The organism is Acidiphilium iwatense, from assembly GCF_021556475.1.
GTDB lineage: Bacteria > Pseudomonadota > Alphaproteobacteria > Acetobacterales > Acetobacteraceae > Acidiphilium > Acidiphilium iwatense.
In genome coordinates, this window is sequence record NZ_JAKGBZ010000010.1 from 34,905 (window position 1) to 61,114 (window position 26,210).

21 protein-coding genes are annotated in these 26,210 nt (G+C 64.9%); 13 read left to right on the forward strand and 8 right to left on the reverse strand.

Going from position 1 to position 26,210, the window contains the following annotated elements; all coding sequences use genetic code 11:
* On the forward strand, window positions 1–1,461 hold the full coding sequence (locus L2A60_RS07060; protein WP_235703671.1) for an MFS transporter: 1,461 nt from the start codon (window positions 1–3) through the stop codon (window positions 1,459–1,461).
* A gap of 68 nt (window positions 1,462–1,529) precedes the next feature.
* Window positions 1,530–3,254 (forward strand): ABC transporter ATP-binding protein, encoded by a 1,725-nt coding sequence (locus tag L2A60_RS07065; protein WP_235703735.1) that lies wholly within the window; start codon window positions 1,530–1,532, stop codon window positions 3,252–3,254.
* Between the two features lie 203 nt (window positions 3,255–3,457).
* Here the strand turns inward: L2A60_RS07065 and L2A60_RS07070 are convergent, their stop codons facing one another.
* The 4 genes from L2A60_RS07070 to L2A60_RS07085 form a co-directional block, all read right to left on the reverse strand.
* Window positions 3,458–4,390 carry a methylglyoxal synthase gene (locus L2A60_RS07070; RefSeq protein ID WP_235703672.1) on the reverse strand — a complete coding sequence of 311 codons (933 nt, stop codon included), beginning with the start codon at window positions 4,388–4,390 and terminating at the stop codon, window positions 3,458–3,460.
* Entirely contained in the window at window positions 4,387–6,039 is a 1,653-nt protein-coding gene (locus L2A60_RS07075) for a tetratricopeptide repeat protein (RefSeq protein ID WP_235703673.1), read from the reverse strand. Before L2A60_RS07075 ends, L2A60_RS07070 begins: the two co-directional genes overlap by 4 nt.
* A 59-nt stretch (window positions 6,040–6,098) precedes the next feature.
* Window positions 6,099–7,928, reverse strand: a complete 1,830-nt coding sequence (locus tag L2A60_RS07080) for a lytic transglycosylase domain-containing protein (RefSeq protein ID WP_235703674.1) — start codon at window positions 7,926–7,928, stop codon at window positions 6,099–6,101.
* 113 nt (window positions 7,929–8,041) lie between these two features.
* Window positions 8,042–8,923: a uracil-DNA glycosylase gene (locus L2A60_RS07085; protein ID WP_456237164.1), complete on the reverse strand. Its 882-nt coding sequence runs from the start codon at window positions 8,921–8,923 to the stop codon at window positions 8,042–8,044.
* A 21-nt stretch (window positions 8,924–8,944) separates the two neighbouring features.
* On the opposite strand from L2A60_RS07085, the gene L2A60_RS07090 reads away from it, so the two are divergent.
* The 11 genes from L2A60_RS07090 (at window position 8,945) to L2A60_RS07140 (ending at window position 20,074) form a co-directional block, all read left to right on the forward strand.
* Window positions 8,945–10,594 carry an electron transfer flavoprotein-ubiquinone oxidoreductase gene (locus L2A60_RS07090; protein ID WP_235703675.1) on the forward strand — a complete coding sequence of 550 codons (1,650 nt, stop codon included), beginning with the start codon at window positions 8,945–8,947 and terminating at the stop codon, window positions 10,592–10,594.
* A gap of 105 nt (window positions 10,595–10,699) precedes the next feature.
* Entirely contained in the window at window positions 10,700–11,161 is a 462-nt protein-coding gene (locus tag L2A60_RS07095) for a hypothetical protein (RefSeq protein ID WP_235703676.1), read from the forward strand.
* A gap of 46 nt (window positions 11,162–11,207) precedes the next feature.
* Window positions 11,208–11,942, forward strand: coding sequence for a 4-hydroxy-tetrahydrodipicolinate reductase (gene dapB, locus L2A60_RS07100; protein ID WP_235703677.1), 735 nt, complete (start codon window positions 11,208–11,210; stop codon window positions 11,940–11,942).
* Between the two features lie 113 nt (window positions 11,943–12,055).
* Window positions 12,056–13,243 carry a methionine adenosyltransferase gene (gene metK / locus L2A60_RS07105; RefSeq protein ID WP_235703678.1) on the forward strand — a complete coding sequence of 396 codons (1,188 nt, stop codon included), beginning with the start codon at window positions 12,056–12,058 and terminating at the stop codon, window positions 13,241–13,243.
* A 37-nt stretch (window positions 13,244–13,280) separates the two neighbouring features.
* On the forward strand, window positions 13,281–13,946 hold the full coding sequence (trmB, locus tag L2A60_RS07110; protein WP_235703679.1) for a tRNA (guanine(46)-N(7))-methyltransferase TrmB: 666 nt from the start codon (window positions 13,281–13,283) through the stop codon (window positions 13,944–13,946).
* A gap of 223 nt (window positions 13,947–14,169) precedes the next feature.
* Window positions 14,170–15,423 (forward strand): ABC transporter substrate-binding protein, encoded by a 1,254-nt coding sequence (locus L2A60_RS07115; RefSeq protein ID WP_235703680.1) that lies wholly within the window; start codon window positions 14,170–14,172, stop codon window positions 15,421–15,423.
* Window positions 15,424–15,496: 73 nt separating this feature from the next.
* A complete protein-coding gene (locus L2A60_RS07120) occupies window positions 15,497–16,369 on the forward strand; it encodes a branched-chain amino acid ABC transporter permease (RefSeq protein ID WP_235703681.1) in 873 nt (290 codons plus the stop codon).
* Window positions 16,366–17,364, forward strand: a complete 999-nt coding sequence (locus L2A60_RS07125) for a branched-chain amino acid ABC transporter permease (protein ID WP_235703682.1) — start codon at window positions 16,366–16,368, stop codon at window positions 17,362–17,364. Before L2A60_RS07120 ends, L2A60_RS07125 begins: the two co-directional genes overlap by 4 nt.
* Window positions 17,361–18,125 (forward strand): ABC transporter ATP-binding protein, encoded by a 765-nt coding sequence (locus L2A60_RS07130; protein ID WP_235703683.1) that lies wholly within the window; start codon window positions 17,361–17,363, stop codon window positions 18,123–18,125. Before L2A60_RS07125 ends, L2A60_RS07130 begins: the two co-directional genes overlap by 4 nt.
* Window positions 18,122–18,829, forward strand: a complete 708-nt coding sequence (locus tag L2A60_RS07135; RefSeq protein ID WP_235703684.1) for an ABC transporter ATP-binding protein — start codon at window positions 18,122–18,124, stop codon at window positions 18,827–18,829. Before L2A60_RS07130 ends, L2A60_RS07135 begins: the two co-directional genes overlap by 4 nt.
* A 48-nt stretch (window positions 18,830–18,877) precedes the next feature.
* Window positions 18,878–20,074 carry a YbfB/YjiJ family MFS transporter gene (locus tag L2A60_RS07140; protein WP_235703685.1) on the forward strand — a complete coding sequence of 399 codons (1,197 nt, stop codon included), beginning with the start codon at window positions 18,878–18,880 and terminating at the stop codon, window positions 20,072–20,074.
* Window positions 20,075–20,180: 106 nt separating this feature from the next.
* Here the strand turns inward: L2A60_RS07140 and ilvD are convergent, their stop codons facing one another.
* The 4 genes from ilvD to L2A60_RS07160 all read right to left on the reverse strand — a co-directional run bounded on the left by ilvD (window position 20,181) and on the right by L2A60_RS07160 (window position 26,166).
* Window positions 20,181–22,034 carry a dihydroxy-acid dehydratase gene (ilvD, locus tag L2A60_RS07145; RefSeq protein ID WP_235703686.1) on the reverse strand — a complete coding sequence of 618 codons (1,854 nt, stop codon included), beginning with the start codon at window positions 22,032–22,034 and terminating at the stop codon, window positions 20,181–20,183.
* Between the two features lie 58 nt (window positions 22,035–22,092).
* Window positions 22,093–22,296, reverse strand: coding sequence for a ribbon-helix-helix domain-containing protein (locus L2A60_RS07150; protein ID WP_235703687.1), 204 nt, complete (start codon window positions 22,294–22,296; stop codon window positions 22,093–22,095).
* Between the two features lie 104 nt (window positions 22,297–22,400).
* Window positions 22,401–24,977 (reverse strand): MMPL family transporter, encoded by a 2,577-nt coding sequence (locus tag L2A60_RS07155; protein ID WP_235703688.1) that lies wholly within the window; start codon window positions 24,975–24,977, stop codon window positions 22,401–22,403.
* Between the two features lie 175 nt (window positions 24,978–25,152).
* Complete coding sequence (locus L2A60_RS07160) at window positions 25,153–26,166, reverse strand: TAXI family TRAP transporter solute-binding subunit (protein ID WP_235703689.1); 1,014 nt, start codon at window positions 26,164–26,166, stop codon at window positions 25,153–25,155.
* Window positions 26,167–26,210: the final 44 nt, after the last annotated feature.

Consider the following 26,210-nt stretch of genomic DNA (forward strand, 5'->3'; position numbering starts at 1 on the left):
ATGACCGACGATGAGGATGACGATCGCGCCGCCCTGACCACCGGGCAGATGCGCCTGACCGCGGTGATCGTGGCGACCGCGCTGTTCATGCAGAATCTCGACAGCACCATCGTCGCGACCGCCCTGCCGGCGATGGCGAAAAGCTTCCACGCCGATCCGATTCATATGAGTCTGGCGCTCACGTCGTATCTGCTGTCGCTCGCGGTGTTCATCCCGGCCTCGGGCTGGTTCGCCGACCGTTTCGGCAGCCGCACCGTGTTCCGCGCCGCAATCCTGGTGTTCACCATCGGCTCGATCCTGTGCGGACTGTCCACCAGCCTCGGTGCGCTGATCGCGGCGCGCATCCTGCAGGGTGTGGGCGGGGCGATGATGGTGCCGGTCGGCCGGCTGCTCCTGCTCAAATCGGTGCGCCGGCGCGACATGCTCGCCGCCACGTCCTGGCTGACCATGCCGGCGCTGATCGGCCCGATCATCGGGCCGCCGCTGGGTGGTTTCATCGTTACCTATGTCTCCTGGCGCTGGACCTTCGACATCAACGTGCCGATCGGCATCATCGGTATCGTCGCCGTCAGCCTGTTCATCCGCGAGGTGCGCGACACCGAGCACGCGGGGCGGCTCGATATCGTCGGGCTGGTCTGGAGCGGACTGGCCATGGCGCTGCTGATGGCCGGCATCGAGACGATCGGGCGCGGCATCATCCCGGTGCCCTGGAGCCTCGCCTGTTTCGCGATCGGTGGATTTTCCGCGTTTGCCTATTGGCGCCATGCGCGCCGCCATGAGCATCCGGTGCTCGACCTGACCCTGATGAAAATCGCGACTTTCGCGAATTCGACCATCGCCGGCAGCTTTTTCCGCGTGCTGGCCGGGGCGATGCCATTCCTGCTGCCGCTGATGCTGCAACTCGGCTTCGGCGAGAGCGCCGCTAAAAGCGGCACCGTCACCTTCGCCGCCGCGATCGGCGCGCTGGCGATGAAGCCGCTGGCCCAGCCGATCCTGCGGCGCTTCGGCTTCCGCGCCTCGATGGTGGCGTTCGGCCTGCTTTCGGTGGTGTTCACCGCGCTCTGCGCCGCGTTCCGGCCGGGCTGGCCGGTTCTGGCGCTCGATGCCGTGCTGCTGATCGGCGGCGTGTTCCGCTCGCTGCAATTCACCGCGTTCAACACCATCGCCTATGCCGACGTGCCGCGCAGCCGGATGAGTGCCGCGACCAGCTTCTACGCCACGTTCCAGCAGATCACGATCACCCTGGGAATTTCGATCGCTGCCGGCTCGCTCGAACTCGCGACCGCCTTTTCCGGCCATGCCAACCCCACCATCGACGACTATGCCTGGGCCTTCGTGATCGTCAGCGCGATCGGCCTGGTCTCGGTGCCGATCTGCGCGCGCCTCGCCGCCGAAGCCGGCGAGGATGTCAGCGGCCATCACGCCGAGCCGATTGACGCCCCGGTCCCGCCACGTCACTAAACCGCCTGTCCGGGATCGGCTCGGAACCGATGACATAGAGGCATGACGGGTTGGCGGTGATCGGAGAGATGGGCGGTTGGGCGCTGGCGCGGCGGCTGTGGCGGGATCACATCCGCCATTATCGCGGCCGGGTGGCGCTGATCGTCCTGTTCACTCTGCTGATGTCGGGAACCACGGCGCTGTATCCGGCGCTGATCGACCGCGCCTTCACCATGTTCGCCAAGCGCGATCCGCGCATTCTGTATCAGGTGCCGGCGATCGTGCTCGCCGTCACGATGGTGAAGGCGCTCGCGCAATATTTCCAGACGGTGCTGACCCAGCAGGTGGTGCTGGGCACGATCAGGCGCCTGCAAGGCACGATGTTCGCCCATCTCACCGATGCCGAACTGGCGCGGCTGGAGCGCGAATCGCCCGCCGCGCTGGCGGCGCGCTTCACCACCGACGCAACGGTGATCCGCGAGGCGATGAGCCGGGCGGTGAACGGCGTGGCCGACGCGTTCACCCTGATCGGCCTGGTCGCGACCATGCTGTGGATCGACTGGTCGCTCAGCCTGATCGCCGCCGTGCTCTATCCGCTGGCGGGATTGCCGATCCAGAAGATCGGCCGGCGCATCCGGCGCGCCTCGGGCGGGATGCAGGAACGCATGGGCGAGGCGGCGTCGATGCTGAACGAAAGCTTCGCCCAGGCGCGCACGGTACGCGCCTACGGGCTGGAGGCGCAGGAACGCCGGCGCGCCGACCGCGCCTTCGAGCAGCTCTATCGCGCCCTGATGCGCATGATCCGGGGCCGTGCCGCGCTCGACCCGATGCTGGAAGTGCTGGGCGGGCTCGCGATCGCGCTGGTGATCGGCTTCGCCGGCTGGCGCCACGCGGCGGGCGCTTCGGGGATCGGCAATTTCACCGGCTTCGTCGCCGCCCTGCTGATCGCCTCGCGGCCGCTGCGCGCCCTCGGCACGATGAACGCGGCGGTGCAGGAGGGTCTGGCCGGACTCGACCGGGTCTATGGCGTGATCGACGAGCCGCGCGCGGTGGGCGAACCGCTGGACGCGGCGCCGCTGCCGCCGGGGCCGGGGCGGGTGGAATTCCGCCATGTCGGTTTTTCCTACCCCGACGGAAGGCCGGGCTTGCGCGACCTGTCCTTCATTGCCGAGCCGGGGCGCACTCTTGCCCTGGTCGGCGCTTCCGGGGGGGGTAAATCGACCGCGCTCGCGCTGATCCCGCGTCTCTACGATCCCGAGCGCGGCGCCATCCTGATCGACGGCGCGGATATCGCCGGCGTTTCGCTCGCCAGCCTGCGCGGCGCGATCGCCTATGTCGGCCAGGATTCGCTGCTGTTCGATGACACCATCGCCGCGAATATCGCGATGGGCCGGCCCGATGCGCCGATGCGCGAGGTCGAAGCGGCGGCCGAAGCGGCGGCCGCGCAGTTCATCGCCGATCTGCCGGAGAGATTCGAAACGCGGGTGGGGGTGAACGGCCAGCGCCTGTCCGGCGGGCAGCGCCAGCGCGTCGCTCTCGCGCGCGCTTTGCTGCGCGATCCGCGTATCCTGCTGCTGGACGAAGCCACCAGCGCGCTCGATGCCGAAAGCGAAGCCGCCGTGCAGGAGGCCTTGGCGCGGCTTCGGCGCGGCCGGACCACCATCGTGGTCGCCCACCGGCTCGCCACCGTGCGCGACGCCGACCTGATCGTGGTGATGGCCGACGGCGTCGTGCTCGAATCCGGCACGCATGAGGATTTGCTGGCCGAGGAAGGTGCCTTCGCCCGCCTGGTTCGCGCCCAGGCGCTGGCGTAATATCGACGATACTGGCTGCTTGCGCAGCCAGTGTGCCATCAAACGCCGGGCGCGCGCATCTGCGCGCTTGGCTTCGCGCCATAAGGCGCGCGCCGCATTCGCGGCGGAGTGACCAAAGGTTCCGGCAATCCGAAGGATTGCTGGAATGGTCACGGAGGTGGCAGCGGAACGAGTGAAGCACTACGTTCCGCTGGAAAAATTCATCACAACAGGCGCGCGAGGTTTTTGATCCAGGTCTCGGCGCTGGCCCGGTCGTTGACGCAGAGGCAGCCGTCCGGCGCGAAGCGGGTCGCGCGTTCGAGCAACTGGATATCGGCCTCGTGCTCGCGCGCGACATGCGGGTCTTCGAAAAACACCAGCCGGCGGCAGTGTCCGTCCAGAACCTCGACGGCGATCTGCGCATCGCCGCCACGCGGGCCGGACTGGTAGCGGATGACCCAATTCTCGGGCGTTGGCGGCAGAAGGTCGCGCAGCGATTCCGCCTCGCCGGCCATCCGGGCCGGGATCTCGCCGTTGAGCAGGCCTCCGGTGGTTCCGGTAGCCAGCCTACGCCCGAAACGGGACAGCACGGCCCGATGGGCGCGGACGAATTCGAGCATCGTCCGTTTCTGGCTGTCATGCGCGATCAGCCCGATCGTCTCTTCGCCCACGCGCTCGGGACGCACCCAACGGGCGATTTGCGGGGCGAGCACCGGGTCGCGCGAATCGGTGCGGTGGCTCCATGCGAGCGCGCACCATTCCGAGGCGGCGGCGCGGTTGGTCAGGAACGGCTTGCCATGCACCACGCATTGCCGTTTTAGCGCGTGCATTTCGGGAAATACCGTGATCGGGTCGATCGGATCGAGCAGATAGATCACCCAGTCGAGCGCCGATCGCCCCGTCGCGTCCGGCACGGTCATCGCGGTGAGCCGGATCACCCCACCCTCGCGCGCTGGCGGCAGGCGAACCAGGGACTCGGCGCGGAGAATCCCGCTTGCGGCGACCGCGTCATGCGTCGCTCCCACGATATGGAGCGTCACGCCATCGGAGCCGAGAAACGGCGCGAAATCGCGCAGAAAGCCGAACAGCGGCGAGGCCGCGTTGTTTCGCAGTGCGGCGGACGCCCCGAGGCCGATGCTGAGCGATGATACGGTCATCGCAGTGCCTCGATCACCGAGGCAATCGGGCCGGCCCAGTCGCCGAGATGGCGCTGGCGATGAAGAACGATGCTATCATACCAGGCGGTGGTATCGCGCCCGAGCCGCCAGCGCCAGTCGCACGCGGCGGAGAGCAGGATGTGACAGGGAACCCCCATCGCGCCGGCGAGATGGGCGACCGAGGTATCCACCGTCACCACCGCGTCGAGATGAGCGAGGATGGCGGCGGTGTCGCCGTAATCGCCGATCGAGGCCGAAAGGTTCGGGATTGGATATTCGCCCTGCCGCGCGCCGAGTTGCAGGCCGACGAAATCGAACCCCGGAATCTCGATCAGCGGCGCGAGCGCGCGCGGCGGCAGCGATCGCCGACGATCGTTGCCGTGGGCCGGATTGCCGGCCCAGACGAGTCCGATCCTGCGTCGTCCGGGCGTGGCCGGGAGCGCCGCGCGCCAGCGTGCGGCACGGACTGGGTCAGCCGTGAGATATCCGGTCGCGCGCGGAATTGTCGCCTCGGTCAGATCGAGCACATGCGGCAGGCTCATCTGGTCGATCGCGAGATCGCATTCGGCATCCGGCGTTGCGTCGAGCGGGTGGAGGCCGATCCCCATGCCGGCAAACAGGGGAAACAGCGTTGGCGGGCAGGCGAGGGTGACGCGTGCCGCCCGCACGGCCAGATCAGGCAGGAACCGCGCGAGCATGATGGTATCGCCGAATCCCTGCTCGGCGCGGACCAGAAGATGCTTGCCGTCGAGGGGCTGGCCTCGCCAGTCCGGTGCGGGAAGCTGTGTGAAATGGTGCCGATAGACCGAATGGCGCTTGCGCCATTCATAAGCGGCGAAGCCGGCCGTGAAATCGCCGCCGAGAAGCATTGCCACCCCCCGGTTCCAATGGGCCAGTGCAAAGTCGGCATCGAGTGCAATGGCGCGGTCGCACGACGCGATCGCTGCCGGAAGCTCACCCTGGATGGTCAGAACGAATCCCAGACTGGCCCAGGCTTCCTTGAGCGTCGGATCGAGACTGGCGGTGCGCAGATCTGCCTCGGCTTGGTCGATCCGGTCGAGATCGACCAGCGCGTTGCCGCGATTGAGCCGCGCGCGGGCATGGCCCGGTTCGGCGGCAAGCACGATGTCGAACGCGGCGACGGCGCCTGCGGGATCGCCCTGCTCGGCACGCGCCGAGCCCAGGGTGAAGCGCGCATGGGTGCTTGCCGGATCAAGCGCCAGCGCATCGCGGGCCGATCGCTCGGCTTTGGCATAGTCGGTGATCGACAGAAACGCCGCGCCAAGTCCGGCATGAGCGCTGGCGAGATCGGGCCGCAAGGCCACGACGTGGCCGTAGACCGCGATGGCACCCTCGGCATCGCCGCGATCGAGCCGGATCGCCCCGGTGACCATCCAGGCCTCTGCGGAATCGAGCCGATCGGTCCGGGCCCGATCGGCCTCGCGTTCGGCGGCGTCGAGTTTCCCCAGCGACCACAAAGCGTTGGCGAGATTGACGCGCGCGCCATGATGCTCCGGCATCGAGTCGAGAATCATAGTGAAATCCCGAGCGGCTCCCGCGAAATCACCGCGCCGATACGCCAGAAGTCCCGAGTGCAGCAAAGCGGGCGGCAGCGGCGATCGATCGCTCTCGGGAAAAGCCTGATCCATGGATAGAGGCTAGCCTGAAATGATGAACGTTCGATCAAGAAAAGTGAGCGAGACCGGATTCAGCGATCGGCGAGGGCGGTCGTCCCGTATGGCGAAAGCCGCGGGAATCGCCCTTCGGCCATGGCATCGAGGCTTTCCGGCGTGGTGCCGATTTCCTCGGCATAGATCCAGCTATCGGTGAGAACCTGAGTCACGAACCGGCGAGTCTGCACGTCCGGGATCGATTCGAGAAAGATCAGCGGGTCGCCGCCGTCATGGATCGAATGCGCCCAGGCTGAGGCGGCCACCGGCCCGGCATTGTAGCTCGCCAGTATATCCAGCAGGTTGCGTTCTACCCCCGGCTGATGCCCGAGATACATCAGGTAGCTCTGTCCGAGCGCCAGATTGACCGAAGGGTTGGTCGGACTGCCGGAAATTCCGCCGCGCCTTGCCATCGCCGATGCGGTTCCGGGCATGAGCTGCATGAGGCCGCGTGCCCCCACGGGTGAGACCGCGTTCGGATTGAACCCGGACTCGGTGCGTGCCAGCGCATAGACCAGCGACGGATCGACGCTGAATCCGCCAAGCGGATGCAGACCCGGCAGCGGCAGATTCATCCCGGCGATCGCGCTGCCAGGCAGTGTCCGATCGAAGGCGATCGCGACATCGACCAGTCCGGCACGCGCCGCAACGCCCATGACCGCCCGGCCCAGCCCCGGATGGCTCTGAATTGCGGGCCAGAGCGAGCGCAGCGCGTTTGCGGCGTCTTCCGGCCGACCTGCCTGAATCAGGCCGAAGGCGAGAGCGCCGTTCTGCTGTGCCGCGACAGCCTCGATATCCGCCTCGGACAGGCTCGCCGCCAGTCCCGAACCAGCCAGCCCGTGGCCGAGCAGCCGCCCGGCCAGCATCCCGTAGAAACTTCCTTTCGCGGCGGCCGCGCGGTCGAGCCAATGCAGATAGCCATCGGGCTGGCGCAGGCGAAGTGCCGCGCGCGCGGCCCAGAACGCGCCCGCGGCGCGCTGCCCTTCGGATGCGTCGCGGGCATTGGCCGCTTCGGTGAAATAGGGCAGCGCCTTGGCGACATGGTGCATTTGCCACGCCGCGAGACCGGCGATGAAATCGGGGCGCCAGACGGAATCGCCGCCTTCCTGAGCCGCCTTGCTGGCCACGCCGAACGCCTGATCGTATGCGCCGCGGATGAACAGATGGCGCGCGACCTCGCCGCGCAGCGCGGCGCCGGCCCATGCGGAAATATGATTGTCGCGGCCGATCAGATTGAGTGCAAGCCTGGAATGGCCGTTACGCGCCAGATTGCCGACCCGCTCGGCCATATAGCGCGGAACCGCGATGCCCATATGCCGGGGCGGTGCCGCGCCGGACGAGGTTATCGTCGGTTCGGGCAGATAGGAAATTTCGGCGGGCGGCGGCACCGCGGCGCCGCGCGGCAGGCGCTGCATCAGCAGGTTTCTGATCCGCTGCGTGTGCGGCTGGCCGTTATATTTGTCGAGCCACGCGCTGAGTTCCGCCGCCGTCGAATGGTGATACGGCCCGAGATAGAGCTGGGCGAGCACCTGACCCATCAGCAGATGATTATGGACCCGTGCGATCAGCCGCTGCGCGGCAGCGATGCGCCCGGCGCGCTGATCGGTGAAAATCCGCGCATAGACCGCCGCATCGCTGGGGGTAAGCGGTTGTGCGAGGGCCGTTTCGGCACCGTTGAGCGGTGTCGAGCGCGGTATGGCATAGGCAACGTTTTCAGGTCGTGACGACCCGGTCTGCCGATTCGGTGAAGGCCCCCTTTGCCCGGCCTGCGCCGCGCTTGGAAGCGCGGTGGCGGCGAGCAGTGCCGCGGAGACGATGACCGCCTGGGCGACACTTAGGCGGGAGAGCTTTTTGACGGCCCCTCGCATGGTTGAACCGGCTACACGGCTTCGAGGGACCGGAGCAACCCCTTAAATAAAGACGAATCTCATATTTTGATACAAAATACCGGATTAGAGTGGCTTACGTTGCGTATATGACATCAACTTTTCGTGAATTTATCGTTATTTTGCATAGCAGCATCGCATGGAATGCCGGCGCTGACACAGTCTTGCCGCAATGCGAGCAGATCGGCCCAGGCTTGCCGTTTCGCCGCCGGCTGGCGCAGCAGAAACGCCGGATGATAGGTCGGCAGCGTGCGGACGGGTGCGTCGAGACCGGGGATCTCCAGGTTCCGCCACTTGCCGCGAATCCGCGTGATGCCGTCCTTGCCGCCGATCAGCGCCCGCACCGCGACCGCGCCGAGGAGAAGCAGGCAATGCGGCCGGATCAGCGCGATGTGCCGATGGAGGAACGGCAGGCACTGGGAAATTTCGGCGTCCGACGGGGTGCGGTTGCCGGGTGGCCGCCAGGGCACCACGTTGACGATCCGCACGCTCGTCCGGTCCAGCCCGATGCTGGCCAGCATCCGGTCGAGCAACTGGCCCGCTGGACCGACGAAAGGCCGGCCGACGCGATCTTCCTCGGCGCCAGGGGCTTCGCCCACCAGCATGATCCGTGCATCCTCCGCACCATCCGCGAAAACCAACTGGGTCGCGGTGCGTTTCAGCGTGCACTGGTCGAATTTTTCGAGGGCGGCGCGCAATTCGGCGAGCGATGCCGCTTCGGCCGTGGACGGTGCCATGACGGGCGAGGCGACCGGGGCGGAAACGGCCTGTTGTTTTCCCTTGCCGGCGCTGGCAGGTGGCGGCATCGCGCCACGATCTTGCGGCGCATCCAGCAAGGCGTCTTCCGCGCCCCATTCCGCCTGGAGTGCCAGCCATGATAGCAGCGTTTCGCGCGAGGTTTCGCCGGCCGGGTGCATCGGATGATTTGCGCCGTCAAACGGGCTTTGCGCAATGCCGATCGCTTCCCTATACGTCAAGATGGTCAATGGAGAATGCGCATGTCCGAAGCAATGCCCGCCCATGGAGTCGTGGAGCGTGAATCCATGGAATTCGACGTGGTGGTGGTCGGTGCCGGGCCGGCCGGTCTCTCGGCCGCGATCCGGTTGAAACAGCTCGATCCGGACATTTCGGTCTGCGTGGTCGAAAAGGGTGGCGAGGTCGGCGCCCACATCCTGTCGGGCTGCGTTCTCGAGCCGCGCGCCTTTCGCGAATTGCTGCCTGATGCCGATCCGGGTGCCATCGAATTTTCCGTGCCGGCCGGCGACGACCGGTTCATGCTTCTCACTGAAAAAACCGGGTTCAGGTTGCCCACGCCACCGCAGATGCACAATGACGGCAACTACATCGTCAGCCTGGGCAATGTGGTGCGGTTTCTCGGCGCGCAGGCCGAGGCGGCCGGCGTGGAAATCTATCCCGGTTTCGCCGCCGCCGAAGTTTTGTTCGAGGACGGGCGGGTGACCGGAATCGCCACGGGCGACATGGGGGTCGGCAAGGATGGCCGGCATACCGAGTTGTTTCAGCGCGGCATGGACTTGCGCGCGACCTATACGGTGTTCGCGGAAGGCTGCCGGGGTTCGCTCGGCAAGCAGCTCATCGCGCGGTACGGGCTGAACGACGGCGCCGATCCGCAGACCTACGGCATCGGCATCAAGGAACTTTGGGAGGTTCCGGCGGCGAGCCACACGCCGGGGCTGGTGATGCACAGCATCGGCTGGCCGCTCGATCGCAAAACCTATGGCGGCTCGTTCCTGTATCATCTCGGCGGCAATTTGATGGCCTATGGGTTCGTCGTCGGTCTGGACTATGAAAATCCGTATTTCTCGCCGTTCGAGGAGACGCAGCGGTTCAAGACGCATCCCATGATCCGGCCGTATTTCGCGGGCGCGAAACGCATCTCCTACGGCGCGCGGGCGCTGAACGAGGGCGGCTTCCAGTCGATCCCGAAACTGGTTTTTCCCGGCGGCGTGCTGGTCGGCTGCGAGGCGGGGTTTCTCAACGTGCCGAAAATCAAGGGCACCCATACCGCGATGAAATCCGGCATGCTCGCCGCCGAAGCGATCGCCGAAGCCCTGGCGGGCGATCGGCCCGCCACGCTCGACGGTTTCCCCGCCAAGGTGCGCGCGAGTTGGCTCTGGCCGGAGCTGGAAAGCGTGCGCAACATCAGGCCCGGCTTCGCCAGGTTCGGCATATGGGGCGGGCTGATGAACGCCGCGTTCGAAACCTACATCACCCGCGGCAAATCGCCCTGGACGCTGCGCAACCACGCCGACAACGCGACGTTAAAGAAGGCCAGGGACGCGACGCCGATCGCCTATCCGAAGCCGGACGGCATGCTCACCTTCGATCGGCTCTCCTCGGTGTTCGTCTCCAACACCAATCACGAGGAGAACCAGCCCGCGCATCTGACATTGCGCGATCCCTCAATCGCGATTTCGGTAAACTGGGCCGAATATCGCAGCCCGGAGACGCGCTATTGCCCTGCCGGCGTCTATGAAATCGTCGGCGCCGACGTGGGCGACCCGAAACTGCAGATCAACGCGCAGAACTGCGTGCATTGTAAAACCTGCGACATCAAGGACCCGACGCAGAACATCGACTGGGTGACGCCGGAAGGCTCGGGCGGCCCGAATTATCCTGGCGGGATGTGACGGGCCTTGTCCGCCGGTATCGCTTACAACGTCATGTGTGCGTCCTTGAAACCAACCGTCCGTATCACCTCATCCTGATCGTGCCTGCCTTTGGGAGGTTGCGACATGAACCTTGTCGTGAAGCGTCTTACCGCTCCTTTCGTCATCGCCGCCTGTCTCGTCGGCGCGTCCGGGACTGCGCTGGCCACCAGCCAGAGCGCGCCGCCGCAAGGTGTCGGGCTGCTTCCCGCCACCACCGCCCCGTCGGCGGCGGAAATCCGATATCGCAAGACGGTGAATCAGGCCCTGTTCAATCGCTTCGGTCATGGTGGAACCGGGCGCAACCTCTATTGCGCCGGCCCCGCGATCATCCGGTTCCAGATCCTGCCGAACGGGCGCACCGCCCATGTCGCCCTGGTACGCCGAAGCCTCCCGGAACTCGATGCGCGGCTGGTCGCGACGATCACCAACATGGTGTTTCCGCGCTTCGAGCCGGGAATGCCCGAACGGCCCTATCCGCTGGAGTATAAATACGGCGTCTGGACGCTTGCCCAGAAATCGCTCGCGGCACGGACCAATTGCCGCTGACCCGGCGCGATTGCCAACGCCGGGCCGCGCCCATAAACAGGGCTGGATGAAAACGCGCATCGGCATTGCCGGGATTACCGGCCGGATGGGCAGGCTGCTGGCGGAGGCCGTGCCGGCATCCGGGGCGGTGCTCGCCGGCGGCATCGGGCGGGACGGCGATCTCGCTGCTCTCGCCGTCGAATCGGATGTCATCATCGACTTCACCACGGCCGCCACCACCGCGTGCCATGCCAGGAGTCTTGCCGGTGCGGCAACGCCCTGGGTGCTCGGCACTACCGGCCTTACTTCGGACGACGAGGCTGAGGTGAACGTGGCAAGCGCGCGCATCCCGGTCTTCGCGGCGGCGAATTTTGCACCGGGAGTCAATCTGGTGCTCGCCATCGCCGAGCGCCTGGGCGCTGCATTGCCTGCCGAGTCGCATGACGCCGAAATCCTGGAAATGCACCATCGCCAGAAAATCGACGCCCCCTCGGGCACCGCCATCGCGCTCGGCCGGGCGATCGCGCAGGGCAGGGGGGTGGATCTCGACTCGGTCATCGAGTCGGGCCGCCATGGCGCGACCGGCGCGCGTAAACCGGGCGCGATCGGCTTTGCCGCCCTGCGCGGCGGCCAGATCGTGGGTTCGCACAGCGCGATTTTCACCGCTGCGACCGAGCAGATCACCATCACCCACCACGCGCTCGATCGGCGCATTTTCGCCGATGGCGCGGTGCGCGCCGCCCTCTGGCTCGCCGGCAAGCCGCCCGGCCGCTACGGCATGCGTGACCTGCTCGGCTTGTAACCAATCCAGAGCTTGACCCTCGGCGCGGTTTCCGCCATCCCCCCATGGCTCCGGCATGCGGCCAGGGCGCTGTCCCGGCTTGGGGCCATCACTCGCGACAAGAGGAGAAATCCATGCGCGATAGAGGCGAGTTTCTGTTCACCTCGGAGTCGGTTTCCGAAGGTCATCCCGACAAGGTTGCCGACCGGATTTCCGACACCGTACTCGATGCCTATCTCGCGGCCGATCCCTATGCGCGGGTCGCCTGCGAAACCCTGGTGACCACCAACCGGATCGTGCTGGCGGGCGAGACCCGCGGCCCCGCGACCATCTCCCCCGAATATCTCGCGCATCTCGCCCGGCTCGCGGTGCATGACATCGGCTACGATCAGGCAGGGTTTTCCTGGCGCGACGCCAAGATCGACGTGCTGCTCCACGCCCAGTCCGAGGATATCGCCGCCGGCGTCGACGCCGCCGGCAACAAGGACGAGGGCGCCGGCGACCAGGGCATCATGTTCGGTTACGCGTGCTCGGAGACCGAGGTGCTGATGCCCGCGCCGATCCATTATGCGCATCTGATCCTGCGCCGGATATCGGAGCTGCGGAAAATTGGCGACGCGCATGTGGCCGGGCTGCTGCCGGACGCGAAAAGTCAAGTCACGCTGCGCTATGTCGACGGCAAGCCGGTCGCGGCCACCTCGATCGTGGTCTCGACCCAGCATGTCGACGGGATGACGCAGGCCGCCATCAAGGAGATGCTGCGGCCGCTGATCACCGAACTGCTGCCGGAAGGCTGGATGTGCCCGGAGGCGGAATTCTACGTGAACCCCACCGGCAATTTCGTTATCGGCGGACCGGACGGCGATTGCGGACTGACCGGGCGAAAGATCATCGTCGATACCTATGGCGGCGCGGCGCCGCATGGCGGCGGCGCCTTTTCCGGCAAGGACCCGACCAAGGTCGATCGCTCGGCCGCCTATGCCTGCCGCTACCTCGCCAAGAATGTCGTCGCCGCCGGCCTCGCCGAGCGCTGCACCATTCAGGTGAGCTACGCGATCGGCATTTCGCATCCGCTGTCGGTCTATGTCGATCTGAACGGCACCGGGCGCGATATCGACCCGGCCAAGCTCGAACGCACGCTGCGCGACCTGGTCAATCTCTCGCCGCGCGGAATTCGCGAGCATCTGCATCTGAACCGGCCGATTTACGTGCCGACCACCGCCTATGGCCATTTCGGTCGCGAACCCGATGCCGATCTCGGCACGTTCACCTGGGAAAAGACCGATCTGGTGCCGGCGCTGAAATCGGCGTTTGGACGGTAATGTGCGCGGGGATGGTGGGGCGGCCGCGCACCAACCTATGACTCTCAAACCGCCGCCCGACCGGCTCTATGGTCGGGCGCGCGGACATGCGTTGCGGGCGCGGCAAGCGAACCTCATCGAACATCTGTTGCCCCGCCTGCGCTGGCCCGATGTGCGGTTCGACAATACGCCGCGCGAGATCTGGCTCGAGGTCGGCGCCGGCGGGTTCGAGCACGCGGAGGCGATCGCTGCCACTAACCCCGAGATCGGGCTGATCGCCTGCGAGGTTTTCGAAAACGGCATCGCCTCGCTGCTCTCGCGATTGGCGCCTTCCGGCGAGGTGCGGGAGATTCCCCGCAATCTTCGCGTGTATGACGGCGATGCCAGGCATCTGATCCGCGATTTGCCGGACGGATCGATCGCGAAATTGTTTTTGCTGTTCCCGGACCCATGGCCGAAATCGCGACACGCCAAGCGGCGATTTATCCACCCGGCGACAACCGCCGGAGTTGCACGCGTCATGGCGCTCGGCGGGGAATGGCGGATCGCGAGCGACGACCCGACCTATCAGGAGTGGGTCGACGAAGTCTTTTCTAACCAAAATTCATTTGAACTATCATCGTGTTACGATATTCGCCCGGGCAACTGGCCTGCCACGCGTTACGAAGCGAAGGCGATAAGGGCAGGACGGCTTCCTCGATACTGGTCGTTCACACGCAAATGACATGAAAAATCGCCGGATAAGCTCAATCTGTCATTGACAGCGCCTATCCGCCGGATGGACAATCGGAAAGTTATCGTGTGCCGGTGGCGCTGCCCAGGCCCTGGATCAGCCTTGCCAGGATGACGCCGGTGTTAGGTAAATGGCTGCTTACCCACGCGCGTGCCGAAACTATCGGCGGACCGAACCGCCGATGGAAACATGAACAGAGGGGAAGGAAATATTCATGAATAATCCGTCGGGTTCGTTCGATCGTCGCAACGTACTCAAGGCCGGCGCCGCTGTCGGTGTCGCCGGGCTGCTCGCCACGCCGAAACCCACATGGGCGGCCAGCGAAAAGCCGATCAAGATCGGTATGATCGATCCGATCACCAGCATTTTCGCAGCACTCGGCCATAGCGAGATCAAGGGCGCGAAATTCGCCGAGGCAGAGATCAACAAGAAGGGCGGCATCATGGGCCGGCCTCTGCAGCTTATCGTCGAGGATGGCGCGGGCAGCCCCGGAACCAGCATCGATAAGGCCGCGCGTCTGGTGTCGCGTGACAAGATCGACTTCCTGATCGGCGCGGTGAATTCCGCATCGGCGCTGGCGCTCAGCCAATTCGCCAACAAGCACAACCTTCTCTATGTCTGCACCGGCGGTCACGTCGACAGCCTGACCGGCAAGGATTGCCACTGGAACACGTTCCGCACCTGCTCGACCACATGGATGCTGACGGCGGGCGACTTCGAGACCTTGTTCAAGAAATTCGGCAAGACCTGGTACTTCATCACCACCGACTACGCGTTCGGCCATGCCGAGCAGGCCGACTACATCACCCAGCTCAAGAAGGCGGGCGGCAAGGTCGTCGGCGGCGCCCTGGCACCGGTCGGCACCACCGATTTTTCCTCCTATCTGATCGACGTGAAAGCGAAGAAACCGAAGGTGCTCTGCTTGCTGCTCGCCGGCGACGATCAGGTGAACTGCATGAAGCAGATCTCCCAGTTCGGCATCGACAAGGAAATCGCGGTCGGCGGCGCGCTGATCGAGCTCGAGGAATTGCAGGCATTGCCGCAGGCAGCACTCTATGGCTGGTGGACCATGGAGTGGTACTGGAAACAGCCGAAAACCCCGCATGTCGCGGAATTCGTCAAGGCCTATCTGGCTAAATATCCAGGCCAATACCCGACCGCCAGATCCTGGTTCGGCTATGCCTCGGTCTACGCGATCAAGCTTGCGGTCGAGCGCGCGAAATCGATCGAAACGCTGAAAGTCGTCAAGGCGATGGAGGGGCTGGTTCTGCCGCCCGAAATCGCGTTGCAGCCCGGCACGCCGGCCTATCGCGCCGAGGATCATCAATTGATGCTCAGCATGTTCCCCGGCCATGCGATCCAGACCGGAAAATATCCGAATCTGTTCGAGGTCTCGGCGATCGTGCCCGGCGCCCAACTCGCTTTGCCCCCGGCGGAGACCGGCTGCAAAATCAAATACCCGGCTTGATCGGGTACTACTCGGCGTGAAGGACGGCGGCCCCGGCTGGTTCCGGGGCCGTATGCCACCTTGGGAAGAGGTCATGGGTCTCATTCTGCTGTTCAACGCATTCAACGGGCTGATTCAAGGCGCGTTCTACGCGTTGATGGCGCTCGGGCTCGCATTGATTCTCGGCCTGAACAACACGATCAATTTCGCTCAGGGCGCATTCATGGCGCTTGCGGCGTATTTTGCGTTCACCCTGGTGCCTTATACAGGGTTCTGGGGTGCGCTGATCGCGGCGCCGCTACTCGCGGGGGTAATCGGCTTCGCGGTCGAGACGGTTCTGGTGCGCCGCCTCTACAGCCGCAAAGATCCGATCTATACGCTGCTGCTCACCTTCGGCCTCGCGCTGATCATCCAGGATATGATCCGCACGATCTGGGGCGCGCAGGGCAAGCCGCTGGCGATTCCGGGATTTCTCAATCATCCTCTAAGTAACACATATTTCTTCCTTACCGGCTATCGGTTGTTCGTCGTCGCGGTGGCGTTGATCGGCACGGGCGCATTGTTCGCGGTCCTGCGCTTCACCCGCATCGGCATCCGCATCCGCGCCGGCAATGCCGATCTTGAAACGATTTCAGCCCTTGGCGTGAACATATATCTGCTGCGCACGGCGAATTTCATCATCGGCATCGTCTTCGCCGGCGTCGCCGGGATTCTTGCCGCCGGTCAGCTTGGATTGAACCCCACCATGGGCGATGCGCTGATCATGCCGGCCTTCGTCGCGATCGTTGTCGGCGGCGTGGGTTCGCTGGTCGGCTCTCTCCTCGGCGGGCTGATCATCGGCCTCGCCTCCGGCATCACCACGGCGTTCTTCCCGGCGGCGAGCGAGGTGGTGATCTACGTCATCATGGGCATCATGCTGGTGGTGCGGCCGCGCGGCCTGCTCGGGCAGGAGGGGCTGTTCGAATGACCATGGAAATCGCAAGCGCCCGTACCGCTGTCGCGAAACCGCCTGCGCCAGGCTTGATATCGCGCCGCGTCCTCGGCAATGTCGCTCTCGGTCTGGTTTTGCTCGCCGTGCCGTTTTGGCTGCCGCTGGTCGGGGGGTACACCGATCTCGCCTCGCGCGTGCTGATCTATGCACTCGCGGCCATGGGGCTGAACCTGCTGCTCGGCTTCACCGGCGGCTTGTCGTTCGGCCACGCGGCCTATTTCGGCCTCGGGGCCTATGGCGTCGGGCTGATGCTGAAATACGAAACCCACAGCATTCTCCTCGCCCTTCTGGTCGGCACCCTGGTTGGCGGCATCGCGGCCACGCTGCTTGGCCCGATCGCGGTGCGCCGGCGCGGCATCTATTTTGCGATGATCACCATCGCCATCGGCCAGATGTTCTACTTCCTGGCGGTACGCTGGAATTCGCTGACCGGCGGCGAGGATGGCCTGACCGGATTTTCGCGCCATCCTATCAAGCTTCCGGGCCTGACCGTGCCGATGGGGTCGGTCGGTTTCTTCTACCTCGTGCTGGTCTGCTTCGGAGCCTGCGCGCTGCTGTTGTGGACTGTGCTGAATTCACCTCTTGGCCATACGTTCGTCGGAATCAGGGAAAATTATAAGCGGCTGATCTTTCTCGGCGTGAGGACCAAGCGATATCTGGCGATTTCCTTCGCGATTTCCGGGTTCGTGGTGGCGCTGGCCGGCGGGCTGAACGCGCTGCTCGACAATTTCACGTCGCCGAACACACTGAACTACACGTTGTCGGGCGATTTTCTGATCATCGCGGTGCTTGGCGGGATGCGCAATTTCTGGGGACCGTTGGCCGGCGCCGTCATCTTCATTCTGGTCCGCGATTATGTCAGTTCGATCACCGATAACTGGATGACGGTGATCGGCCTCATCTTCGTCCTTTCGGTGCTCTTTTTTCCGCTCGGCATTCTCGGCTTCTTCAACCGGAAATCCGCGTCATGAGTTTCCTCGTCCTCGACTCGGTCGGTCGCCGATTCGGTGCGTTGCGCGCACTGTCGGATATTTCGCTCAGCGTCGAGTCCGGCGAATTGCGTGCGATCATCGGGCCGAACGGCGCGGGCAAGACCACGTTGTTCAACCTGATCAGCGGCTTTTTCCCGCCCACCGAAGGTAATATCACCTTCGAGGGTGCGCCGATCACTGCGGTCAATCCGACCGAACTGGTCCATCGCGGTATCATCCGCACCTTCCAGATCACCGAGATTTTTCTGTCGCTTACCGTCTATGAGAATCTGCGCATCGCGGTCGAAACCGCGATGGGCCTCAATCTGCGCCCGTGGATTTCCCGTGCGCAACGCGCGGCGGTGGCGGAGCGCATCGCGGAACTGGCCGCCATCGTCAGGATTGAGTCAAAGCTTCATCGTGTGGCGGGCGAATTGTCGCATGGCGATCAGCGTGTGGTGGAAATCGGCATCGTGCTGGCCAAATCACCGAAACTTCTGCTGCTCGACGAGCCGACGGCGGGCATGGGTGACGAGGAAACCCGCCACATGACCGATCTGATCCGCCGGCTGAACAAGGAACAGCACATCACCATGCTGTTCGTCGAACACGACATGGCGATCGTCTTCGGTATCGCCGATCGGATCACCGTGCTCGATAACGGAAAAATGCTCGCCGAGGGCAATGCGGCCGAAATCGCCGCCAATCCGCGCGTGCAATCGGCCTATCTTGGCGATGCAGGTTTGGGGAACGCCGCATGAGCGCCGTGTTGCAGGCCGAGGGGCTACAGACCTATTACGGAAAAAGCCACATCCTGCATGGAGTTTCGCTCACCGTGGGGCAGGGCGAGCTGATCGCGTTGCTGGGCCGCAACGGCGCGGGCAAGACCACCACCATGCGCAGCATCATGGGCTTGACCGCGCCGCGTGAAGGCATGGTGCGCCTGTTTGGCCGGGACACCACGGGTATCGCGCCCTATCGCGTCGCCGGCATGGGGGTCGGGTATGTGCCTGAAGGCCGCAAGATTTTCGGCCACCTCACGGTTCACGAAAATCTGCTGGTTCCGCCGCAAACCAAGGGGCCATGGACCATCCCGGCGGTCTATCAACTGTTCCCCCGTCTCGAAGAACGCCGCACCAGCAAGGGCGGCCGGTTGTCCGGCGGCGAACAGGAAATGCTGTCGATCGCGCGCGCCCTGTTGCTGAACCCGAAATTCCTGATTCTCGACGAACCCTCCCAGGGCCTGGCTCCGGTTATCGTGCAGGAGGTGATGCTCACCGTCGGGCGGATGAAAAGCGAAGGCATGTCGATCCTTCTGGTCGAGCAGAACGCGTTCCTCGCGTTGAAACTCGCGGACCGGGCTTATGTGCTGTCGGACGGCGAGGTCGTCTATGACGGCTCTGCCGCCGAACTCGCCGCCGACACCACGCGCATGGAAAATCTCGCGGGGGTCAGCCACATTTAAGCCGGATTGGCGGATCGTCGCGACTGATCTAGTGATGGCGGAAACGTCATGAGGTCTGCCATGCCCTCCGCGATCATCCAAACCGAACCAACCGCATCCAATCTGGACGCGGCGAAGGTGATGATTGCCGGCGTGGCCAGCATGATCCTCACGGTGGGGCTCGCGCGCTTCCTCTACACGCCGCTTCTGCCGGTCATGCAGGCGCAAGCCCATCTCTCCACCGTCGCGGGCGGCTGGCTCGCGACCATCAACTACGCGGGCTACATGACGGGTACGCTGCTCGCGGCCTCGGTCGGCGGTCTGCGCACGAAGTTCCACCTTTATCGTGCGCTGCTCCTGGTTGCCCTGGTCGGCACCGCCGGCATGGGTCTGACCACGAATTTGGCCCTCTGGGCAGTGCTGCGCTTCATCGCGGGGATGTCCAGCGTTGCCGGGCTTCTGCTCGGCTCCGGCCTCGTACTCAACTGGCTGCTGCGCCACGGGCGGCGACTAGAACTCGGCGTGCATTTCGGTGGTGTCGGGCTTGGCATCGCGGTTTCCGGCCTGCTCGCGATCGCGATGGCCGGATGGCTCGACTGGGCGGATCAATGGCTGGTCGCCGGTGCGTTCGGCGTGCTGTTTCTCATTCCTGCCTGGGTCTGGCTGCCTGCGCCGCCCGCGCATGACGGCATTCACCGCCCGGCAATGGTCGATCGGCCGCCGTCCCATCGCTGGATGACCCTGTTCACCCTGGCCTATTTTTGCGCGGGGGTGGGGTATGTGGTCAGCGCGACCTTCATCGTCGCGATTGCCGCGCATCAGCCGCAACTGCGCGGTTTCGGCAATCTCGTCTGGGTCGTCGTCGGCTTGGCGGCGATGCCGTCCTGTCCGCTCTGGGACCGCATGGCGCGGCGCACCGGCGATATTCCGGCGCTGCTCGCGGCATTCGCGATGCTGATCGTCGCGATCATGCTGTCGGCCACCAACAAGGGTCTCGCCGCTTCGATGGTGAGCGCCGCGCTCTATGGCGCCTCGTTCAACGGCATCACCAGCATGACGCTGAGCATCATCGGCCGGCTCTATCCGAGCAATCCGGCAAAGGCGATGGCGCGGCTGACCATCAGCTTCGGTGCGGCGCAGATCATCGCTCCCGCCGTCTCGGGCTATATCGCGGCATTCACCGGCAGCTATCGCGGCGCCCTGTTCATGGCCGCCGCGACCATGGCCGCGGGGATGGTATTTCTCGCAGCGATACGCCGAGAGTAGTGCGTGATCGGTTCAAGTCGATCACGCACTACTCATATATTTTGGGCGAGCAAGTTGGCCGGTTCTGGTTGAACCATTCCGTTCAACCAGAACCGGCCAACTTGCTCTAACGCGCCCGCTGCACCTGCTTCACGTCGCGCACCGCCCCGTTTGCCGCACTCGTGGTCAGTGCCGCGTAGGCTTGCAGGGCGGGCGAGACCATGCGGTCGCGTGCGGCCGGCTGCCACGCCTGCGTGCCTTTCGCGTCCATCGCCGCGCGCCGTTCCGTCAGGGTTGCATCGTCTAACAAAACATCGATTTTGCGTGCGGGAATATCGATCGCGATGATGTCGCCGTCCTCGATCAGGCCGATCGCGCCGCCCTCGGCGGCTTCCGGCGAGATATGACCGATCGAAAGCCCCGACGTGCCGCCGGAAAACCGTCCGTCGGTGATCAGCGCGCAGGCTTTGCCAAGGCCCTTCGATTTCAGATAGCTCGTCGGATACAGCATCTCCTGCATTCCCGGCCCGCCCTTCGGCCCTTCATAGCGGATCACCACCACATCGCCGGGCTTGACCGCATCGCCGAGAATCCCCGCCACCGCATCGTCCTGGCTTTCGAAAATCCGGGCCGGGCCCTTGAAATTCAGGTTCGCGGCATCGACGCCGGCGGTCTTCACGATCGCCCCGTCAAGCGCGATATTGCCATACAGAACCGCAAGTCCGCCATCCTTGCTGAAGGCGTGTTCGGCGTCGCGAATGACGCCATGTTGCCGATCGAGATCGAGGCTCTCGTAGCGCCGGTCCTGGCTGAACGCCTGGGTCGTACGCACGCCGCCTGGCGCCGCGCTGTAAAGCGTTTTCGCCTGCTCGCGGCCTTGGACCACGTCCCATCGATCGATCGCTTCGCCCAGGGTCTTTTCATGCACCGTCGCGCAGCCGCGGTGGATCAGCCCGGCGCGATCGAGTGCGCCGAGAATCCCTATGATCCCACCCGCGCGATGCACATCCTCCATATGGACATCCGCTACTGAAGGCGAAACCTTGCACAAATTCGGCACCCGGCGCGACAGACGGTCGATGTCCTTCATGGTGAAATCGAGTTCCGCCTCGCGTGCGGCGGCTAGCAGATGCAGCACCGTGTTGGTCGAACCGCCCATCGCGATGTCGAGCGACATGGCGTTTTCGAAGGCGGCGAAACTGGCGATGGCGCGCGGCAGCACCGAGGCGTCGTCCTGCTCGTAATGGCGCCGCGCGAGATCGACGATCTGCCAGCCGGCTTCGACGAAAAGTTTCCGCCGATCGGCATGGGTGGCGAGCAGCGAGCCGTTGCCGGGCAGCGCCAGACCCAAAGCCTCGGTCAGGCAGTTCATCGAATTGGCGGTGAACATGCCCGAGCACGATCCGCAGGTGGGGCAGGCGGAGCGTTCCATCACCGCCGCCTGTTCGTCGGTCTGGGTCGGGTCGGCGGCGGCGACCATGGCGGTGATCAGATCGACCGCCTGGGTCTTCCCGCCGGCGACGTATTTGCCCGCTTCCATCGGGCCGCCGGAGACGAAAATCGCCGGAATGTTCAGGCGCAGCGCCGCCATCAGCATCCCCGGCGTGATCTTGTCGCAGTTGGAAATGCAGACCAGCGCATCGGCGCAATGGGCGTTGACCATGTATTCGACGGAATCGGCGATCAACTCGCGCGAGGGCAGCGAATACAGCATGCCGCCGTGGCCCATGGCGATGCCGTCATCCACCGCGATCGTGTTGAACTCCTTGGCCACCCCGCCCGCCGCCTCGATCTCGCGCGCGACCAATTGCCCGAGATCCTTCAGATGCACATGGCCGGGCACGAACTGGGTGAAGGAATTGGCGATGGCGATGATCGGCTTGCCGAAATCTCCATCGCCCATGCCGGTCGCGCGCCACAATGCGCGGGCGCCGGCCATGTTGCGGCCATGGGTGGAAGTACGGGAACGATATTGTGGCATTTTTCGAGTTTCCGGTCGAATATTTCAATTTTCTTATAGTCTGGCGTTCTCTGCTCCGCTACCCCGCCTGAATCAGGGCAAATACGCGCAGCGCGGATGCCAAGGCCTGATCGGCGCCGCGCCCGGCATCGATCGAGGCGATCAGGTCCGGCAACGTCACGTCGCGGCGCTCGGCGATCGCCGCAAGGGCCGCCCAGAACGCGGGCTCCAGAGCGATGCTGGTCCGATGACCCGAAAGCGAAATGCTGCGTTTTTCCAGCACTAGAGCAATATGGCATTTGATGGAATCGCGCAGCGATCCATCAAAGCCATGAAATTGCTCGCCAAACATGAGTAGAGCATGATGATACCTAAAATCATCATGCTCTATTCGCGGCGAGACAGGGAGTAGAGCAGGGCGGGCAGAAATACGAAGGTCGCAATCAGCACGGCGGCAAGGCTCAGCAAGAGCACATCCCCCATGCTCGCGGTGCCGCGGTCATGCGAGGCCGCGAGCGAGCCGAACGCGGTCCCGGTGGTCAGCGCCGAAAACAGCACGGCCCGCGCGGTGGCCGAGCCGAGCAGATGCTTCATCCCATCGCGCCAGTTCATCACGAAATAGACGTTGAACGACACGCCGACCCCGAGCAGCAGCGGCAGCGCGATGATATTGGCGTAGTTGAGCGACAATCCGGCAAGCTGGGCGAACAAGGCGGTCAGGAAGGCGGACAGCGCCAGGGTGATCACCACCAGCGCCGAATCCCGCGCCGAACGCAGCACGATCATCAGGATGATCGCGATGGCGACGGCGGCGAGCGAGGCCGCTTCGCGGAACGCGCCGAGAATGGTTTTCGCAGTGGCCACCGTCGTTGCCGCCGGCCCGGTGACCACCGGCACCACCCGATGCACAGCGTCGACGAATTTCCACAACCCCGGCGAGGTTTGCGCCGCCGCCGTCGGAATCACCTGTAGCCGCACCTGGCCGTCCGGCAGGAACCAGTCGCGTTTGACGTCCTGCGGCAGATTGCCGGCGGTGATCCGCTGGGCGGACAGTGCGTCGTTCAGCCGTGCCAATTCACCGGGCAGATATTTGGTCAGCGCCGCGTTCATCGCCATCAGCACTGCATCCGGCGCGGATTGGAGCTTGCCCAGCGCCTGGCCGATTCCGAGCAGCGGCGACTCCTTGGGCAGTTTGTCGGTCACCTTGGCGATTTCCGCCGCCGCCTTGGCAGCGGCGGTGCGCAGCCGGGCGGGCGTCAATGCCGGCGGCGGTTCGTCCAGCAGCGACGGGGCGAGAATCTGCTGTGTCTGCTGGATCATTCCGAGCTTCGCCTCCTGATGCTCGGGAATGAAAGTGGCTCCCGAGATCACCTGCGACACTTCGGGCAGCTTGCCGAACCGCGCCGCGAGGTTTCGTGCCGCCGGCAGATCCTTCGCCAGTACATCGACATAGAACGGATTGGTCACCGATTTGCCGAGCAGCGTCTTCAATGTGCGCATCGCCTCGGTATTCGGGTTCTGGGTATCGAGCGGATTGGCGTCGAACCGCAGCGTGCCGACCGAGACGATCCCGGCGAGCGCCAGAATGGCGAACAGCGCAAGGACTGGCCGTCCGTGCCGTTTCAGCGCGGCGTCGCCCCAATCGCCGAGCGGGAATCCGATGCGCTCGGGCTCGCCGCGCGGCCGGGTCAGAGCGAGCAGCGCAGGCAGAAACGTGACGGTGCAGAAGAACGCGATGATCATGCCGATACCGGCGATCAGCCCCAACTCGGCGACGCCGACGAAACTGGTCGGCACGAAGGCGAGAAAGCCGCAGGCGGTCGCGATCGAGGCCAGCGCGATCTGCATGCCGGCCTCCGCCGCCGCGCCGATCAGGGCGAGTGCGGGATCGTCGATCCGGCGCCGTACGTCGCGCATGCGCACGCAGAACTGAATCGCGAAATCTACCGCGAGCCCCACGAACAATATCGCGAACGCGACCGAAATCAGATTGAGCGTGCCGATCGCGATGCCCGCGAAACTGATGGTCAGTGCAAGGCCGGCGAGCAAAGTCGCCAGGATCGGCAGGATCATCCGCCAGGACCGCACCGCGAGCAGCAGCCACAGGGTGATCAGTACGACGCTGACCACCAGCCCGAGCACCATGCCCTGCTTGAGGCTCGCGAATTGCTCGTCCGAAAGCGGGATCTGGCCGGTATAGCTCACCGAGGCGTCGCCGGATTTCACTTCGGGCAGCGATGCCGCGATTCGCCGCAGCGCCGCGGTCGCGGCACCGCCCGGCTCCAGGCTGCCATGGTCGAGCACCGGATGGATCAGCACGAAGCGCACATCGCCCTGTTCCTTGGTGACGCCCGGCGTGATCAGCGACTGCCACGACAATGGCCTTGGATGGCCGGCGGCCGCGGCATCGAGTGCCGCTTCGAAGCTCTTGAGCTGGTCGGTATAGGGGGTCAGGTTCGCCTGTCCGGCGCCGACCCCCACCGCCATCAGATCCAGCGCCTTGAACAGCCCGGCCGCCGATGGATCGGCCGAAAGCTGGCCAAGAAACGGCTGCGCCGAAACGATGGCGTTGAGCAGGCCGGCCAGTTGCGCCTGCGGCAGGAGCAGCAATCCGTCCCGCCGGTAGAACCGTCCGGTGCCGGGGCGCTTGACATCCTTGAAATGCACATTGTCCGCCGCCACGCGTTCGGCCAGCACTTTCGCGGTCGCCGCGGCGCCTTCCGGGGTGCGGTCGCGCACCACCGCGACGATCAGGTTGCCGAATTGCGGAAACGCTTTGTCGAACTTGATCTGTTCCTGCCGCCAGGGCAGGGAACTCGCGAACAGATGATCGGTATTGGTGTCGATGCCGAGATGTGCGGCGGCATAGGCGAGCCCCAGTCCGATCGCCACGAGATAGGCGACGATCACCGCCATCGCGTTGCGGCGGCTCCGCGCCACCATCGTCATGATCAATCTGCGCATTGACCCATCCGTGAGCGTTTCGGCGAACACATAGACCGGATTTGTCGATCTGAAACCGCCGCCCCGCGATACCGGCTCCGCGGCCGCGAATTTAAGCCGTGACCGGCCTAGGGTGTGTACCCAGCGCGGCTCACACCGCCATTGGGTACACACCCTAATCCGATCGCGGTCCGATTTAACTTTGAATCAGACGCGCCGGCGCCGCAAGCCCATGACGCCGCAGTGCGGCCGCGGCACCCGGATGGATCTCGACCGGGATATCGCCTTCGATCCATGAGCCATGGAACAGCGTGGCACCCGGCAGGTCGCGGATCAGCGCGGCACGATGGGCAAGCGCCGCATCGGTCAGCCGCCCGGCCAGCATATCCGGCAGATCGGCCCGGCAGATCGCGATCGCGCCGGAGCCGATCGTCGCAACCGGAGCGCTTTGGTCGGGCAGGCTCGTGGCCGGAATCACCGCCGCCGCCAGTCCCGGTACGATTCGGCCTATCGCGGCCTGCTCTGCTCTGGTGAACCCGATCATGGTGAAGCCGCCTCGCTTCGCCGCCGCGCGGATCGCCGGCAGGGGCGTCACCCCGAAGAATGCGCAGGCATCGAGCCGCTTTTCGCGCAGCAGATCGGTCTGTTCGGCATAGAGTCCGGTGATCGCGAGGCGCGGTGAAATCCCCGCGGCGGCGAGCATGGCGGGAATCAGAACCGATCCGGCGCCGCCAGCAGGGCCGATGCCAATACGCGCGCCGGTGAGATCGCCAAGGTGCCGGACCTTGCCGTCGAGCGGCGCAAAAATCTGCAATGTCGTCTCGAAGATGGGAAACAGGGCGCGAAATCCGCGCAACGGCACATTTCCGGTCCATGCCGCGTGGCCGCTCCAGGCCTGGGCCGCGACCGCGAGCGTGGTCATGCCGAGCTGTGCCGCGTTCTGTTCGGCTAAAAGGATATTCGCGGCACTGCCGCCGGATGCGTGGTAGGATACGGCAATCCGCGTGCCTTTCTGCGCCGCCATTCCCCAGGCCGGACCGAACAAGGCGAAACCGCCGCCGGGCTCGCCGGTCGCCATGGTCAGCGCCGCCGGCATCAGGGGCAAGGCCGGATTTGCCCGCGCAACGCCGATCGTGGCGCCGCCCGCGATCAATCCAAGCGCCGACCGCCGGCCAATGAAGTCGCGGCGCGCTCGTGCTCCCAGCGCCATGGTTGCTTCCCTTCGGTTCCCGGTGATTTTTTCCGCCTCTATTG

Excerpts from the sequence above, each read along its gene's own strand:
- L2A60_RS07060 (WP_235703671.1), top strand. The coding sequence starts at position 1 with ATGACCGACGATGAGGATGACGATCGCGCCGCCCTGACCACCGGGCAG.
- L2A60_RS07065 (WP_235703735.1), top strand. The coding sequence starts at position 1,530 with ATGGGCGGTTGGGCGCTGGCGCGGCGGCTGTGGCGGGATCACATCCGC.
- L2A60_RS07070 (WP_235703672.1), bottom strand. The coding sequence starts at position 4,390 with ATGACCGTATCATCGCTCAGCATCGGCCTCGGGGCGTCCGCCGCACTG.
- L2A60_RS07075 (WP_235703673.1), bottom strand. The coding sequence starts at position 6,039 with ATGGATCAGGCTTTTCCCGAGAGCGATCGATCGCCGCTGCCGCCCGCT.
- L2A60_RS07080 (WP_235703674.1), bottom strand. The coding sequence starts at position 7,928 with ATGCGAGGGGCCGTCAAAAAGCTCTCCCGCCTAAGTGTCGCCCAGGCG.
- L2A60_RS07090 (WP_235703675.1), top strand. The coding sequence starts at position 8,945 with ATGTCCGAAGCAATGCCCGCCCATGGAGTCGTGGAGCGTGAATCCATG.
- L2A60_RS07095 (WP_235703676.1), top strand. The coding sequence starts at position 10,700 with ATGAACCTTGTCGTGAAGCGTCTTACCGCTCCTTTCGTCATCGCCGCC.
- dapB (WP_235703677.1), top strand. The coding sequence starts at position 11,208 with ATGAAAACGCGCATCGGCATTGCCGGGATTACCGGCCGGATGGGCAGG.
- metK (WP_235703678.1), top strand. The coding sequence starts at position 12,056 with ATGCGCGATAGAGGCGAGTTTCTGTTCACCTCGGAGTCGGTTTCCGAA.
- trmB (WP_235703679.1), top strand. The coding sequence starts at position 13,281 with ATGACTCTCAAACCGCCGCCCGACCGGCTCTATGGTCGGGCGCGCGGA.
- L2A60_RS07115 (WP_235703680.1), top strand. The coding sequence starts at position 14,170 with ATGAATAATCCGTCGGGTTCGTTCGATCGTCGCAACGTACTCAAGGCC.
- L2A60_RS07120 (WP_235703681.1), top strand. The coding sequence starts at position 15,497 with ATGGGTCTCATTCTGCTGTTCAACGCATTCAACGGGCTGATTCAAGGC.
- L2A60_RS07125 (WP_235703682.1), top strand. The coding sequence starts at position 16,366 with ATGACCATGGAAATCGCAAGCGCCCGTACCGCTGTCGCGAAACCGCCT.
- L2A60_RS07130 (WP_235703683.1), top strand. The coding sequence starts at position 17,361 with ATGAGTTTCCTCGTCCTCGACTCGGTCGGTCGCCGATTCGGTGCGTTG.
- L2A60_RS07135 (WP_235703684.1), top strand. The coding sequence starts at position 18,122 with ATGAGCGCCGTGTTGCAGGCCGAGGGGCTACAGACCTATTACGGAAAA.
- L2A60_RS07140 (WP_235703685.1), top strand. The coding sequence starts at position 18,878 with ATGAGGTCTGCCATGCCCTCCGCGATCATCCAAACCGAACCAACCGCA.
- ilvD (WP_235703686.1), bottom strand. The coding sequence starts at position 22,034 with ATGCCACAATATCGTTCCCGTACTTCCACCCATGGCCGCAACATGGCC.
- L2A60_RS07155 (WP_235703688.1), bottom strand. The coding sequence starts at position 24,977 with ATGCGCAGATTGATCATGACGATGGTGGCGCGGAGCCGCCGCAACGCG.
- L2A60_RS07160 (WP_235703689.1), bottom strand. The coding sequence starts at position 26,166 with ATGGCGCTGGGAGCACGAGCGCGCCGCGACTTCATTGGCCGGCGGTCG.